The organism is Pantoea agglomerans, from assembly GCF_021397715.1.
Classification (GTDB): domain Bacteria; phylum Pseudomonadota; class Gammaproteobacteria; order Enterobacterales; family Enterobacteriaceae; genus Pantoea; species Pantoea astica.
Genome location: NZ_CP090207.1, coordinates 3841848 through 3856719 on the forward strand (window position 1 = coordinate 3841848; position 14872 = coordinate 3856719).

A 14872-nucleotide genomic window follows, 5' to 3' on the forward strand; every position below is an offset into this window, starting at 1 on the left:
TATTGCTTTTTGGATTCTGTTTAAAACGGGCATTTGCTAAAACGGGGATCAATCTGACGCTAAACCGCATGATGGAATCCCATCATCGAAACAATAGAGCGGTGGCAGCAGGCTTCCTATAGTGGGGTTCTGACTGGACCCTGCACCGATAACAAGGACTGGCTATGTTTCCTTCAACGCTTCCTGCCCCACGCTTACCTGACGCCCGAACCCTGCCGCCGCTACGCTGGGGAATTATCGGTCCCGGCTGGATTGCCGATCACTTTGCCCATGCGCTGCGTCATCACACCGATCAGCAACTGACGGCGGTGGCAGCACGCAACCCGGCCAAAGCGCAGGCGTTTGCCGAAAAATGGTCAATCGCTCATGCGGCCAGCAGCATGGATGCGCTGCTGGCACGGGATGATGTCGACGCGGTGTATATCGCTACGCCACATAACCACCATTTTCCGGATGGCCTGCGCGCTATCGCGGCGGGAAAGCATCTGCTGATTGAGAAGCCGCTGGCGCTGAATGCGCAGCAGGCGACTCAGCTGAAGCAGGCGGCGGCGGCCCGTAAGCTGTTGTGCATGGAAGCGATGTGGTGCAACTTCGCGCCAAAATATGACGTGATCCGTCAGTTGCTGGCGGATGGCGTGCTCGGCGATGTTCATACGCTGATCGCCGATCATGGCGAATATTTTACCGCGGATCACCGCATCTTTAATCACGATCTGGCTGGCGGACCGATGCTGGATCTCGGCAGCTATCTGGTGGCACTTAGCGTATTTATCGGTGGCGGCGCACCCGACAGCATCATCGCCCAGGGCCAGCCGGTGCCGGGCGGCAGCGTAAACGGCCAGACCTCAATGTTGCTGACCCATCATCACGGTATGCAGTCACTGCTGAATACCACGCTGTTCAGCAACACGCCAGGCGGTGCGGTGATTGCCGGGCGCGATGCCAGCCTGGTGCTGGACGGTCAGTTCTACGCGCCGGGTCACTTTCGCCTGACCTCCAGCGATCGACGCCATAGCCTGCAGTGGCAAGAGCCTGCCAACCGCTATCAGCAACTGTGCCATGAAATCAACCACTTCGCCTGGTGTATCGGGCAGAACCTGATCGACTCACCGAACCATCCGCTCGATCAGGCAATCACCACCTTAGCCATCATGGATAACGTCAGACAGCAGATCGGCGTCACGTTTAATGAAGAACAGCAACCTTAATGTTTCCGGAGCAGACAGATGAAAATCGCTTTTGATGTGGATGTGATCAAAGACCTGGGCATCACCCGCATGGTCCATCAGGTGGCTGACTGGGGATATAAATATATCGAACAGTCGCCGCATCCGCAGATCAACCCGTTCTATAAGCATCCCAAAGCCAGCCGTGAAATCATGACGGAATATAAGAATGCGCTCAACGCCACCGGGCTGGAGATCTCCTCGTTTATCGTGGTCTATCGCTGGTCCGGTCCGGACGAACTCCGCCGTCAGGCCGCGGTGAAGAACTGGAAACGGATGATTGAGATTGCGGTTGAGATGGGTGTGCAGGTGATCAACACCGAACTCTCCGGCACGCCTAACGAGCCGGAAATTTGTGAAGAGATGTTTTATCGTTCAATGGATGAACTGCTGCCGATTATCGAACGTGAAGGTATCCGCATCGAGATTCAGGCGCACCCGTGGGATTTCTGCGAAGAGAACAACGAAACGGTGGATATCGTGAAGTCGTTCCGCAGTGATAACGTCAAGTATATCTACAGTGCGCCGCACACCTTCTTCTATGACAAAGGCAAAGGCGATGTGAAACCGATGCTGGAGTATGCCGGTGATGACCTGTCACACATGCTGATCGCGGACACCATGAACCACACCAAACATTGCCGCTACATCGTTAACCCGCCAGGCGTTGATGCCACGATTCACCAGCATGTCGGTGTCGGCGAAGGTGAAGTCGACTTCGATACGCTGTTCCAGACGCTGCGCGACACTCACTTTGCCACACGCAGTTACAAAGTCGGTGGCGAGCCGATCATCGCCGCCTCGCTGTTTGGTTATCCGGAGAAAATGAAGGTGCAGGCGGTACAAACCCGTGAACTGATTGAGCGCGAATTACTGAGCAAATAACCTCGCTGGCCGCCACTGGCCGCGCTTTGCCCCTTCTCTGCCCGCCTCGCCGTCCGCGCGGCGGGCACCGTTTGCCCGTCGTCTCTCACTTCTCCCCCAGCCGATAACCCGGACGACAGACAATTTGTCAGACCGCGATCACCGCCAGCAGAGTTAAACCGGCTTTTTTTCACCTGCTACACTCCAGACAAACATCACACAAAGGCGAACCTTCACTATGTCGGAAAATGCATATCAGCCCGCAAAAGTCTGGAACTGGGACCCTGAAGCAAAGGGCAACGGCGCGAAAACCAATCGTCCGTTCGCTGGCCCTACCCATGAAAAAGCGTTGCCGGTCGGCAAGCACCCTTTGCAGCTCTATTCGCTCGGCACCCCGAACGGCCAGAAAGTGACTATCCTGCTGGAAGAGCTGCTGGCGCTGAACGTGATTGATGCCGAATATGATGCCTGGCTGATCCGCATTGGCGAAGGCGATCAGTTCTCCAGTGGTTTTGTTGAAGTGAATCCCAACTCCAAAATTCCGGCGCTGAGTGACCACTCCGCCACGCCGCCGATTCGGGTATTCGAGTCGGGCAATATCCTGCTCTATCTGGCGGAAAAGTTTGGCTACTTCCTGCCAAAAGATCTGGCTCAACGCACCGAAACGCTGAACTGGCTGTTCTGGCTGCAAGGCTCCGCGCCTTATCTGGGCGGCGGTTTCGGCCATTTCTATCACTATGCGCCAGAGAAAATTGAATACGCTATCAACCGCTTTACCCTGGAAGCCAAACGTCAGCTCGACGTGCTGGATCGCCAGCTGGCGGACCATCGCTACCTCGCCGGTGACGATTACACCATCGCCGACATCGCGACCTGGCCGTGGTACGGCAATCTGGTGCTGAACGACCAGTATGGTGGCGCTGAGTTCCTCGATGTGCAGTCCTATAAAAATGTGGTGCGTTGGGCGAAAGAGATTGCCCAGCGACCTGCCGTGATCCGTGGCCGCAAGGTTAACCGTGTGATGGGCGACCCGGCCGATCAGCTGCATGAGCGTCATGATGCATCTGACTTTGATACCCAGACCCAGGATAAAAAAGCTTAAGGAGACACCCTGTGAGTGCTTACGTCGTATTTATTCGTGATAACACCCTGAACGATGATGAAATGGCGATCTACGCCGAGAAAGCGGGCCAGGCACGCGGCGATCATCCGATCACTCCGCTGGCTTTTTATGGCGAGCTGGAAACGCTGGAAGGTCAGGAAGCAGAAGGCGTGGTGATTCTGGAATTTCCAACCCGCGAAGCGGCACACGCCTGGTATGACAGCCCGGAATATCAGGCAGCCAAAGTGCATCGCCTGAAAGGGGCCAACTACCGCGCGATCCTGGTTCAGGGCGTCGAGAAATAAAAAAGGGACGCCGTCGCGTCCCTGAATATGCAGGCGGCAACGCTGCCGCCTGCATCCGTTACTCCAGTCCGATCCGTACCACGCTGTCCAGCCCCTGACTGCTGTGATCCGGGTTAAAGCCCTGTTTCACCGTGACATACAGTGTCTGACCATCAGGCGACACCAGCAGACTGTTGGGATGGCCGTCAAACGACCAGCTATTTTTCACTGCATAGGTGGTGCCATCCAGCTGCAGCACTTTCTTCGACTCACGCTGACTGATGTAGATCTCATTGCGCTTGCCGTTGAATTTAATTCCCAGCGAATCCCCCAGATCAAGCCGCTTAATCACCTTACCGCTGCGCTCATCGAACACCAGCGTATTTTTTGCCTTTGAATTATCGGTGACAAACAGCCGGCCGGTCGCCGGATCTTCCGCCATATTGAGGAACAGATACTCTTTGCCGTCACCTGCGGTCAGCCGCTGTTCAATTTTGTTATTCCGCGGATTGATCACCAGGATTTCACCACTGCCGTTGGCGGCATAAATTCTATCGCTGACCGGGGAATAGATGATGCCGGTGACCCATTTTCCGGCATTTTTGATGCGGGTTTTCAGCGTCAGGGTTTTTGCATCGACCACCCAGATGAGACCGGGATCGCCTACGCCGCCGACATACAGCAGCCCATCGTGCAGGAAAACTTCCCGCGTCCCGAACGGCAACCCTTTTTCATTTTTCTCACTGAACATCAGGCGCTTCAGCACCTTACCGCTTTCCGGATCGATTTGTGAGATGCCGCCATCGAGCGAATTGGTGGTGTAGAGCGCGCTGCCGTCGGGTGCGCTAATCAGACCGAAGTTTTTCAGGTCGTAATGCCCTTCGCCGGTGGTCTTCAGGGTCGTGGCATCCAGCCGATAAATCATGCCGCCGCTGACCTCTTTGAAGCCCTGCGCGCTGGCCACATAGAGTGCATTTTTGGCGGGCAGATAAGCCATTTCGTACAGGCCTTCACCCAGTTCGCGTTGCGTCAGTTTGCCCTGACCTGAGGTTTCCAGCGTGACAGGCGTGCTGGTGTCTGCTTTTCGCGCCGGGAACTGACAGGCCGTCAGGCTGAACGTGGTGGCAATCGCCAGAACGAGTGCCGCTTTACGCGGGCTGAACAAGGTTTTCATTCTTAACTCCAGTAAGAGGCGAACGGCTTCCGTCAGACCGCGGCGCGGCGGGAAGGCTCAGAACAAAAAGAATGAGAATCATACGCATTAGAAAAAAAGATGTAAACGCAGCGGCACTACCGTCGCCATTGCGGATTTTGCACTGTATGCCGGTAGCGGGTCCGCCATCGCAGCGTCACGCTCCGACCGGCAGCAGTTGCTGTTGCAGAAACGCGACGAAGGCGCTGATGCGCGCAGGCAGCTGGCGTTGCGCCTGCCAGACCGCGAAAATATCGCCATCTGGTGCCTGCCAGTCTGGCAGCACCGGCAGCAGATCGCCCGCATCAATGCTGTGCTGCGCATCCCACCACGAACGCAGCAGAATGCCGTGTCCATCCATCGCCAGCCGCATCGCCACTTCACCATCATTGGTCACCAGGCTGCCGCGCACTTTCTGGCTGAGGCTCTGCTCACCGCACGTCAGCCGCCACAGAGTGAAATCGCTGTCGTGCTGGCGCAGCAGAATACAGTTGTGCTGCGCCAGATCGCGTACCGTCTCTGGCAGGCCGTGTCGGGCAGCGTAGGCCGGAGAGCAGCAGAGAATGCGCGGATTGGTGCGGAGCTTTCGCGCCACCAGCCGCGAGTCGGGCGGTTCGCCGACCCGGATATCAATGTCCATGTGCGCATCGAGAAAATTGAGCGGCTGACTGGTGAGCTGCAGTGACAGTGAGAGTTGCGGATGCAGCGCGGCAAACGCCGACACGCAGGGAGCGATATGGCGACGGCCAAATCCAAACGAGGCGTTAATGTTGAGCGTGCCGCGCAGCTGCGCCGTCTCGCCGCTCACCGCCTCTTCCAGCGCCGCCAGCTGATCCAGCAACGGACGCGCGCCCGCCAGATAACGGCGTCCTTCCGGCGTCAGCTCCAGCCGTCGGGTGGTGCGACGCAGCAGCTGTACTCCGAGCCGCTGCTCCAGCTGGCTCAGTCGTTTACTGACGGCAGCCAGCGATAGCCCGAGTTCACGGGCGGCGGCGGTCAGGCTGTCCAGCGCGGCAAGCCGCACGAAGAAAGCCAGGTCGTCGGTTGAGGTGCGGGATTCTCTACTTTGATTCAACACTGGATTGCGTTTCAGGCTCATTATTTCCCCGGAATCGACAGTTATACTGCGTACACAATTCGAACATCAACCGGAAAGGTGCCCTGTGACTGACAAAATCCATCGTATTGCCGTAATTCCTGGCGACGGTATCGGCAAAGAAGTGATGCCGGAAGGCATCCGCGTGATGAATGCGGCGGCGGAAAAATTCAATATTCCGCTGCGCTGGGAGTGGTTTGATTATGCCAGCGCCGACTACTGGCAGCAGCATGGCAAGATGCTGCCCGACGACTGGTTTCCGCAGCTGAAAGCGTTTGATGCCATCTACTTTGGCGCGGTCGGCTGGCCGGAGGTGGTGCCTGACCACGTTTCGCTGTGGGGATCGCTGTTGCAGTTCCGCCGCGAGTTCGATCAATACGTCAATCTGCGTCCGGTGCGCCTGATGCCGGGCGTTAAAGCGCCGCTGGCCAACCGTCAGCCGGGTGATATCGACTTCTATGTGGTGCGCGAAAATACCGAAGGTGAATACTCCAGCGTCGGCGGCACTATGTTCCCCGGCACCGATCGCGAGGTGGTGATCCAGGAGACGGTGATGACCCGCACCGGGGTCGATCGCATCCTGAAATTTGCTTACCAGCTGGCGCAGAGCCGCCCGAAAAAACACCTGACCTCCGCCACCAAATCGAACGGCATTGCCATCACTATGCCTTACTGGGATAGCCGGGTTGAGGCGATGGCCGGTCAGTTCCCCGAGGTTCGCGTCGATAAGTATCACATCGATATTCTCACCGCTAATTTCGTGCTGCATCCGGACTGGTTTGATGTGGTGGTCGCCAGCAACCTGTTTGGCGATATCCTCTCCGATCTCGGTCCGGCCTGTACCGGCACCATCGGTATCGCGCCGTCGGCCAATATCAACCCGGAAGGCCACTTCCCGAGCCTGTTTGAACCGGTACACGGGTCCGCGCCGGATATCGCCGGTAAAGGCATCGCCAACCCGATTGGGCAGATCTGGTGCGGGGCAATGATGCTGGAGCATCTGGGCTACAAGGCGGCGGGTGACGCGGTGTTAGACGCGATTGAACGCACGCTGGCCGCCGGTGAGCATCTGACGCGCGATCTCGGCGGCAGCGCCAGCACCGAACAGCTCGGCAGTGCCATCGCCGCCGCGCTGTGAGTTAGTCCGGCAGTTGCACCACGCTGTCGGGATGCCAGCCTGGCGGTAACGGCTCCGGCCGCACGATCGCCAGGTTGTGCAGTTGCAGGTTCTCCACGCCGCGCGCAAACAGTCCCGGCAGACCGCCGGGATAGCGCTCTACGCCAAAGGCTTCGCCGGTTTTCGGATCGAGCTTATAGGCGTTATCCAGCCCCATGCCGGTCGGTGAATCGGGATTACACGGCGGCCGGATGTCATACTGACCCTGCGCCACCTGCGCCACGCTTTGCCGCAGCTGCACCTGGCTGATTAGCACATCGCGGATCCAGCCCGGCTGCGCTGCATGCAGGTTAATCGCCCCTTCAGCTACGCCCGTCAGATTACTGAACTGCACCTGCTCCACGATACCGGGCGCAATCGCCGGATCGCGACTCCGCACCGAGATAAACAGCGGGTCGGCTTTACCCCAGTGGCACGGCGGCGCATGGTGACAGGCAAAAGTGAGATTGCTGAACAGCAGACGCCGCATCGCCCCGCCGTCGCGTGACAGAATGCCAATCGCCCGATTGGAATCGAAAATGGTGCAGCCGGTCACCGTCACATCCTCCACATCATCCCAGGTTTCGGTGCCGATCTTAAAGGCGCAGCTGTAACTGCGCAGCAGGCAGTTGGTGATCATAATCTGCCGCGCCGGACGCCGCAGCGCCGCAGGCTTGTGGGTGGTCTTGATGCAGATAGCATCATCGGCGGCGCTGAGGTAGCTGTTACTGACAAACACCGCTTCGCAGCTGTCGATATCGAGCGCATCAGTGTTCGGCATGGTCATGGCGTTGTCGATGGTGAGATGATCGATATGCACATGGCGGCAGCTCACCAGATGCACCGTCCACATCGGGGCCTGCACGATGGTGAAATCTTCCAGCCTCACCTGCTCACAATCTTCAAAAACGAGGATACGCGGGCGGTCGGCACGCGGCAGACGATAGCCCTGCTCATCACGTTCGGCGGCAAACCAGGCTTCGCCATCGCCATCAATGCGACCGGTGCCGCTGATAGTAATATTGCGCTGGCCCAGGGCGTAGAGCAGCACGTTGTGTGACTTCTCGGCGCTGCTCAGCGCCTGTACCGGCTGATAATCGGCCAGCCGCTGGCTGGCGATTAACACCGCACCCGCTTCGAGGTGCAGTTCAAAATCAGAGGGCAGCGTCAGACAGCCGCTGCGATAACGTCCGGCAGGCAGCGTCAGGCGGCCACCACCGGCCGCGGCAATCTGATCCATAGCGCGTTGCAGCCGCGCGGTATCCAGCGTTTCGCCGTCGGCGGCAGGATGAAAATCGGCAAGGGAAAGGTGCATCATGCGTCTCCCGCAGGATTGAGGAGGAGGAATTGCAGCACGTTGCGGCGCAGTAAACCTTTGTCTGGTCGCCATTGCACCGTTCCGTGCCGACGCTCACAAATTACTTCACGGCACCTTCGGTCACACCGCTGATAAATTTGCGCTGGAAAATCAGGAACACCGCCACCAGCGGCATAATCACAATCATCGCGCCCGCCATCAGCACCGGAATGTCGATGGTGTTTTTATTCTGAAAGAACATCATGCCAATCGGCAGGGTACGCAGCTCATCTTTGTTGACCAGAATCAGCGGGATCAGGAACTCGTTCCAGGTCCAGATAAACAGCAGCAGACCCAGCGTGGAGAGCGTTGGCCAGATCGCCGGAACCAGGATGCCCCACAAAATTTTGACCCGCGAAGCCCCATCCATCACCGCCGCTTCCACCAGCTCTTTCGGCACCTGCTGAAAGGCACTGGCGATCATCAGGGTGGTAAAGGGTAGCGACAGCGCAATCTGCGGCAGGATCAGCGCCAGATAGGTGTTGGTCAGCCCCATCCAGCGCAGCTCGTGATAGAGCGGGATGATAAACGCCTCGCTCGGCAGCACCATGCCCAGCGCCAGCATCGCCGCGATCGCCTTTTTACCGGGGATCTTCAACCAGGCAAAGCCAAATCCGGCCAGAATCCCCAGCAGCACGCTGCACAGCACCACCGGGATCACCACCAGCACCGAGTTGAGGAAGTAGACGTTAAAATGTCCCTGCTGCCAGGCGGTGAGATAGTTTTTAAAATTAAGCGAGGCGGGCAGCGTGAAGACGCCCTGAAACAGCTCCATCTGGGTTTTGAACGAGGTCATCAGCGCCATCAGAAACGGCAGAATGGTCATCAGCGCCACGATCCAGATCAGCGCGCGTGAAATCACCGGCGTACTACGCATCAGTACCGCTCCTTTAAGGCCAGGTGAATCAGGTAGTTAATCCCTAATACAATCAGCATACTGAACACCGCCACCGACGAGGCATAACCAAAGTAGTGCAGGTCAAACCCCTGCTTGTACATAAAGATATTGGTCACCATGGTCGACGTACCCGGTCCGCCCTGCGTCATGACATAGACCAGGTCAAAGGCTTTCAGGCTGGCGATCACCGTCAGCAACAGGGCAATCCGCACCTCAGGCCGCAGGCCTGGCAGGGTAATGCGCATAAACTTCTGGCGACGCGACGAGCCATCCAGATCGGCCGCTTCCAGCAGCGAAGGGTCCATTCGTTGCAGGCCCGCCATAAACAGCACCAGACAGAAACCGAAGAAGTACCAGGTGGCGACCAACCCGACCGCCGGCAGCGCCCAGGTAAAATCGCCGAGCCACGACATCGCCAGCTGCGGCAAACCGATAGCCCGCAGTAGCTGATCGATCGGGCCAAACGCCGGGTTATAGAGCCAGCGCCATACCACGCCCAGCACCGCCATCGGCATGATATAGGGCAGGAAGAAGAGGATGCGCAGCACGCTGCGTTCGCTGTTGTTGCGGGTGTCATACAAAAAGCTACACAGCAGCAGACCGATGCTAATCGGCAACAGGGTGTAGAACAGCATCAGGATGGCGTTATTGCCCAGCGCGATCCAGAACACCGGATCGCTGAACATCCGCAGATAGTTGCTGACGCCGCTGAACACCGGCAGCGAGGTGCCGTCCCATTCGGTGAAGCTGATGCCGAGCGAGGCCAGCAGCGGCAACAGCAGAAACACCGCATAGACCAGCACCGCCGGCAGAACATAGAGAAAATTACGCCAACCGCTTAAATTCAACATAACCGTACTCGTGGCTCAGAACGACGCTCAGGCCCGGCGGTGCGCCGGGCCACCGGCTTAGTGTTTCAGGGTTTTCAGGTAACGCTGATAGTTGTTATCGAAATTGAGCACCATCTGATCGGCAGTCTGACGCCCGGCCAGCAGTAACTGCACGTTCTGGTTCAGTTCGGCATTCATGGTCGGCGTCGCCCAGTCCACGTAGTGGCCTAAACCGTCATAGTCGTTGAGCGTCAGCCAGACCTGATACGCCTCCGCCAGCAGCGGATTGTCCGCCGGCATTTTGGCGGCTTTGTTGGTGCTGGCGGGCAGGAAGCCCACCTTCAGCCAGCGGTCTGCCATCGCATCTGACACCATATAGTTGATGAACTTCGCCGCCGCATCCTGCTGCTCTTTGCCCTTCGCGGTGCTGGTCACCGAGAAAGCCAGATCGGTGCCGCCGACCATCAGCGGCTGTTTCACGCCCTCACCGGCCGGCATCGCGGCAAAGTGAATATCTTTGTTATCTTTAAACTGGCCGAGATACCAGGTGCCGCTCACCAGAAACGCCGCCTGATTGTTCTGGAACAGCGTGGCGGCATCATCGTGACCGATGCCCTGGAAGCCAGGGAAGAAGTAGCCTTTATCGGTCCAGCTCTTCATCATGCTGGCGGCCTTAACCAGTTTGTCATCTTTGAAGCTGCCGCCGACGTCGTAGATCAGATTATCCAGCGTCTTGCGGTCATGACTTTCGATCTGCGCCTGCCACAGCGTGCTGAGCAGTTGCTGACCCATGTTGCCATCCAGCAGGCCGAGCATCATCGGCGCGGTGCCCTGCTGCTTCAGCTTCGCCATCGCACTCTCCAGCTCGGCCAGCGTTTTCGGCACCGCGATTCCCGCTTTATCCAGCAACGCTTTGTTGTAGTAGAGTCCGACCATTTCGCCGAGGCTGGCAACGCCGTACAGTTTTCCGCTGCCGAACTCGCCGCTGTCTGACCAGCGGTTACGTTTGAGGATCGAGTCGGGGAAGCGGGTGGTCCAGCCATCTGCGCTGGCGTAACTGTCCAGCGGCACCAGCAGCTTATCTTTGACCAGCGATCCCATATCACCGCCGCCCTGATTGACCTGGGCGATCTGCGGACCGTCGCCTGCGGTCAGTGCCAGCTTGAGCGGAATACGCGTGTCTTCAAATGAGTGAACCGAGCGGTTAATCACGATGCCTGGATTCTGCTGCGTGAACTCTTTGATACCTTCATCCACCGCCGCGGTCTGCTGCGGATAGTTATAGATATCCCACTCATTCAGGGTAACAGCAGCCTGCGCGACGTGGGCAACGCTGCCCGCCAGCAAGCCCGCCGCCAAAAGCCGACCCAGACTGCAAACCCGGAACAAACCAACTGAGGAAACAGACATTATGCTCACCTTCTCCAGACCAGGATCGGCATCCCTTCATCTCACCGCCTGCCATCCCGCAGACTGAAGCCGCATAGAAAATGCACTCACCCATACTTACTTTAATAAAAAAATAAAGTCAAACAGCCAGCTGGTGAAATTGCAACGCTGTGAGCGCGCGCAAATAAACAGCGATCTGCGGCTAAAATCAGCCGTTTGCGCTGGCCGGGTGAAGGATTGCCACGGTGAGAGAGGCTGAAGCAGCCTGCACGCAGCATGATATTCCAGCGCCATTCTGACAAAATAACTGCCTGATAAAACATATGAAAATCCTATCACGCTCACAGTTTACTGTTTTTTCCAGCCGTCAAAGCACAGACAAGTGCCGTGCGCCGGGCGTGTTGGCGATCACAGTTGTGAAGTGAGAAACGGGTAAAGTTTGCTGAACCAGGGGGGTTAGTGCGATAAGGTAATTATTCTATCTTGAAAACTAAGTCCACTTTCATTAACGTAACTTTTATCGGCGGGCAGCCTCTGTCACTGTCCCCTTCATCCACTCATGAGAACTCACCATGGCGAATCAAGGTGTCATTCGTCCGGCGACCCCGGCGGACTATCCGGCGCTCTACCGTATCTGCCTGGAAACAGCGGATGCGGGCGGAGATGCCCGTGCGCTCTACTCTGATCCCGACTATCCCGGCCAGCGGTTTGCCGTGCCTTATGCGCGCTTCGCACCCGATTTTGCGTTTGTGCTGGAGAGCGCCGGTGAGGTAGTGGGCTATGTGGTCGCCGCGCCCGATACCCGCGCCTTCGAGGCGCAGCTGGAAACGCAGTGGTGGCCGCTGCTACAGCAGCATTATCAGCAACGCCGCGCCGACGCCCCGCTCGACGACAAAATACTCGACGCCATTCGCCATCCCGATCGTGCGGCTGACGCGCTGGTTACCCAGTGGCCCGCTCACCTGCATATCAACCTGTTACCGGTCGCACAGAAAGGCGGCTGGGGACGCAAAATGATTGAGCATGAGCTGGCGGCGCTGCGGGCAGCGGGCGTCAGCGGCGTTCATCTTGGCGTCAGCCTGCAAAACGAGCAGGTCTGCGCCTTCTATCAGCGCATGGGATTCACCCCGATTATGCGCAGCAACGCCATCTACATGGGCCAGTTACTCTGAGTGAGGTAGCCGATGACCAGCCTGCGCTTGCAGAATGTGAAGAAGTCTTACGAGCACGTTAATGTGATTCATGGTATCGATCTGACGATCAACAGCGGGGAATTTGTGGTCTTTGTCGGCCCATCCGGCTGCGGTAAATCGACGTTGCTGCGGATGATCGCCGGGCTGGAGGAGATCAGCAGCGGGCAGCTGCTGATTGAGGAAAAGGACATGACGCAACAGCCCGCCACCGAGCGCGGCATTGCGATGGTGTTTCAGTCCTATGCGCTCTACCCCAACATGACGGTGCGCGGTAACCTGGCCTATCCGCTTGAGGTGATGAAGAAGTCGAAGGCGGAGATTAACCAGGCCATTGAGCAGACCGCCGCCCGTCTGCACCTGACCGAACTGCTTGACCGTCTGCCACGCGCGCTTTCCGGCGGGCAGCGGCAGCGCGTGGCGATTGGCCGGGCGATTATTCGTCATCCGCGAATCTTCCTGTTCGATGAACCGCTCTCAAACCTTGATGCCGAGCTGCGCCTGCAGATGCGGATTGAGATCGCCCGGCTGCACGCCTCGCTGGGCAACACCATGATCTATGTGACCCACGATCAGCTGGAAGCGATGACGCTGGCGGATCGGATTGTGGTGCTGCGGCAGGGCCGGATTGAGCAGGTCGGCGCGCCGCTGACGCTCTATCACGACCCGGATAACCTGTTTGTCGCCGGTTTTATCGGCTCGCCGAAGATGAACTTCCTGCAGGCGGAGATCGCGGCGGTCGGAAACGGTGAAGTGCAGCTGCGGCTGCCGGAACTGAAGATAGATGGCCTGGTGCTGAACATCGCCGCGCCGTGCCAAGAAGGACAAACCGTGACGCTCGGCATTCGTCCGGAACACTTTCAGCCCGCCGCGCAGACGCCGGACGCACTGCGCTTTCACGGCGAGCTGGCCTATGGCGAGATGCTGGGCCATACCAACTATCTCTATCTCGATATTGGCCGGGAGCAGATGCTGGTCGTGGAAGAGCGTGAGGCGCATCAGCGTGAGCTGGGGGCGCAGGTCGAACTGGGGATTTCCGCTGCCCACTGCCTGCTGTTTGATCAGCAGGGATTACGCCTGCGTTAGGGCGAAGAGGTGACGATCGGCGGGCGCTTCGGCGCCCATTTTGCTGGCAGAAGCGGTCAGGTGACCGGCTCTTCATCCGCCTGGGCGGCCAGCAGGTCGAGCAGACGATTCACCGCAAAGCCGGCCGCGCCGAGTGCCCACATCCGGTTGGATTCGGTGAGAAACTGCAGCGGCGTCATGTGTGGCGTCAGTTTCAGCCGGTAAGCCTGAAAGCTCTGGGTGATGTGGTCGAGCAGAATGCGTGACGCCATATGCGGCTCCATCGCCAGATAGACCACGTCCGGATCGTAGGCCACCGACAGGTTCGCCAGCGAAATCCCTAATTCCCGTCCCGCCTCTTCCAGCGCCGCCAGCACCTCAGGCGTCGGGCGCTGATCCAGCGCCTGTAAGGTCAGCGTAGCCGGTTCGTCTTCCGCTACCCGCTGTAAAATAGCGCGCGAGGAGGCCACATCTTCCAGCAGGCGCAGCGAGCCATCCCCGACCAGCCCGTTACCGATCTCGCCCGCTTTGCCGTGGCGACCGCGATAGAGCTGACGATTAAGGATAATCCCGGCGCCGATCCCTTTACCGTAGGTGGCAATCACCGCCGACTGGGCGGTGCCCAGCTGGCCAAACACCAGTGCCGCCATTGCCATCGCGTTGGCGTCATTCTCAATAAACACCGGCAGCGAGAAACGTTCCTCCAGCTGGCGGGCAATGGGAACGTTATCCCAGTCGAGCACCTTCGAGCGGATGCAGTAACCATTTTCGGCATCCACCAGTCCCGATAACGCCAGCCCGATGGCCCCGACCCGCTTCTCTTCCACCCCGCGCAGAAATTTCGCCAGAGCATCACCGAGCTGGCGTGGGGACATGCTGCCCGGCGGCATCTGCTGTTCACCCAGCAGATTGCCACTGAGATCGGTCATGACGATCAGGTTACGCTCTGCGTTGAGCTGGATGCCGATGACGCTGGCACGATCGGGATTGAGTCCGAGCAAGGTCTTTGGCCGCCCCATCGACACGCGCCGCAGTCCCAGCTCCTGCACAATCTCTTGTGCCAGCAGGCGATTGGTCGCTTGCGAAACCGTCGACATGCTCAGCCCGCTGCGGACTTTCAGGTCGGACTGGCTAATCGGCGCATTTTCAACAATCAACCGCAGGATGCGTGCAGTCACGTTGGGAGCGGTCATAAATTCCTCAGATTGACGCACTGACGCTGG

At 58.2% G+C, this 14872-nt stretch carries 15 protein-coding genes; 7 read left to right on the plus strand and 8 right to left on the minus strand.

Annotation, left to right across the window (positions count from 1 at the left end):
* Positions 1-164 precede the first annotated feature (164 nt).
* The 4 genes from LZU96_RS18310 to LZU96_RS18325 all read left to right on the plus strand — a co-directional run bounded on the left by LZU96_RS18310 (position 165) and on the right by LZU96_RS18325 (position 3497).
* Entirely contained in the window at positions 165-1208 is a 1044-nt protein-coding gene (locus tag LZU96_RS18310; protein ID WP_233985518.1) for a Gfo/Idh/MocA family protein, read from the plus strand.
* 18 nt (positions 1209-1226) lie between these two features.
* Positions 1227-2111, plus strand: a complete 885-nt coding sequence (locus LZU96_RS18315) for a sugar phosphate isomerase/epimerase family protein (RefSeq protein ID WP_233985519.1) — start codon at positions 1227-1229, stop codon at positions 2109-2111.
* 217 nt (positions 2112-2328) lie between these two features.
* On the plus strand, positions 2329-3192 hold the full coding sequence (gene yghU, locus LZU96_RS18320) for a glutathione-dependent disulfide-bond oxidoreductase (RefSeq protein WP_233985520.1): 864 nt from the start codon (positions 2329-2331) through the stop codon (positions 3190-3192).
* A gap of 11 nt (positions 3193-3203) precedes the next feature.
* Positions 3204-3497: a DUF1330 domain-containing protein gene (locus LZU96_RS18325; protein ID WP_233985521.1), complete on the plus strand. Its 294-nt coding sequence runs from the start codon at positions 3204-3206 to the stop codon at positions 3495-3497.
* A gap of 58 nt (positions 3498-3555) precedes the next feature.
* Here LZU96_RS18325 and LZU96_RS18330 read toward each other — a convergent pair whose 3' ends face one another.
* Together LZU96_RS18330 and LZU96_RS18335 are read right to left on the minus strand one after the other, a co-directional pair.
* The gene (locus LZU96_RS18330) at positions 3556-4650 is read right to left on the minus strand and encodes a YncE family protein (RefSeq protein ID WP_233985522.1); all 1095 of its coding nucleotides are present in this window, start codon (positions 4648-4650) and stop codon (positions 3556-3558) included.
* Positions 4651-4825: 175 nt separating this feature from the next.
* Positions 4826-5767 (minus strand): LysR family transcriptional regulator, encoded by a 942-nt coding sequence (locus tag LZU96_RS18335; RefSeq protein ID WP_233985523.1) that lies wholly within the window; start codon positions 5765-5767, stop codon positions 4826-4828.
* Positions 5768-5831: 64 nt separating this feature from the next.
* Between LZU96_RS18335 and LZU96_RS18340 the strand changes: the two genes are divergently transcribed.
* Complete coding sequence (locus LZU96_RS18340) at positions 5832-6902, plus strand: tartrate dehydrogenase (protein WP_262287796.1); 1071 nt, start codon at positions 5832-5834, stop codon at positions 6900-6902.
* A gap of 1 nt (position 6903) precedes the next feature.
* Here LZU96_RS18340 and LZU96_RS18345 read toward each other — a convergent pair whose 3' ends face one another.
* The 5 genes from LZU96_RS18345 to LZU96_RS18365 form a co-directional block, all read right to left on the minus strand.
* Positions 6904-8235 (minus strand): glycoside hydrolase family 28 protein, encoded by a 1332-nt coding sequence (locus LZU96_RS18345; protein ID WP_233988231.1) that lies wholly within the window; start codon positions 8233-8235, stop codon positions 6904-6906.
* A gap of 103 nt (positions 8236-8338) precedes the next feature.
* Complete coding sequence (locus tag LZU96_RS18350; protein WP_094122209.1) at positions 8339-9154, minus strand: carbohydrate ABC transporter permease; 816 nt, start codon at positions 9152-9154, stop codon at positions 8339-8341.
* Positions 9154-10026, minus strand: coding sequence for a carbohydrate ABC transporter permease (locus LZU96_RS18355; RefSeq protein ID WP_094122208.1), 873 nt, complete (start codon positions 10024-10026; stop codon positions 9154-9156). The genes LZU96_RS18350 and LZU96_RS18355 overlap by 1 nt, the downstream gene beginning before the upstream one ends.
* 57 nt (positions 10027-10083) lie before the next feature.
* Complete coding sequence (locus tag LZU96_RS18360; RefSeq protein ID WP_233985524.1) at positions 10084-11415, minus strand: extracellular solute-binding protein; 1332 nt, start codon at positions 11413-11415, stop codon at positions 10084-10086.
* 101 nt (positions 11416-11516) lie between these two features.
* The gene (locus tag LZU96_RS18365) at positions 11517-11717 is read right to left on the minus strand and encodes a hypothetical protein (RefSeq protein ID WP_233985525.1); all 201 of its coding nucleotides are present in this window, start codon (positions 11715-11717) and stop codon (positions 11517-11519) included.
* 249 nt (positions 11718-11966) lie between these two features.
* Between LZU96_RS18365 and LZU96_RS18370 the strand changes: the two genes are divergently transcribed.
* Positions 11967-12566, plus strand: a complete 600-nt coding sequence (locus LZU96_RS18370) for a GNAT family N-acetyltransferase (protein ID WP_233985526.1) — start codon at positions 11967-11969, stop codon at positions 12564-12566.
* Positions 12567-12578: 12 nt separating this feature from the next.
* A complete protein-coding gene (locus LZU96_RS18375; RefSeq protein WP_233985527.1) occupies positions 12579-13670 on the plus strand; it encodes an ABC transporter ATP-binding protein in 1092 nt (363 codons plus the stop codon).
* Positions 13671-13726: 56 nt separating this feature from the next.
* Here LZU96_RS18375 and LZU96_RS18380 read toward each other — a convergent pair whose 3' ends face one another.
* On the minus strand, positions 13727-14842 hold the full coding sequence (locus LZU96_RS18380; protein WP_233985528.1) for an ROK family transcriptional regulator: 1116 nt from the start codon (positions 14840-14842) through the stop codon (positions 13727-13729).
* Positions 14843-14872: the final 30 nt, after the last annotated feature.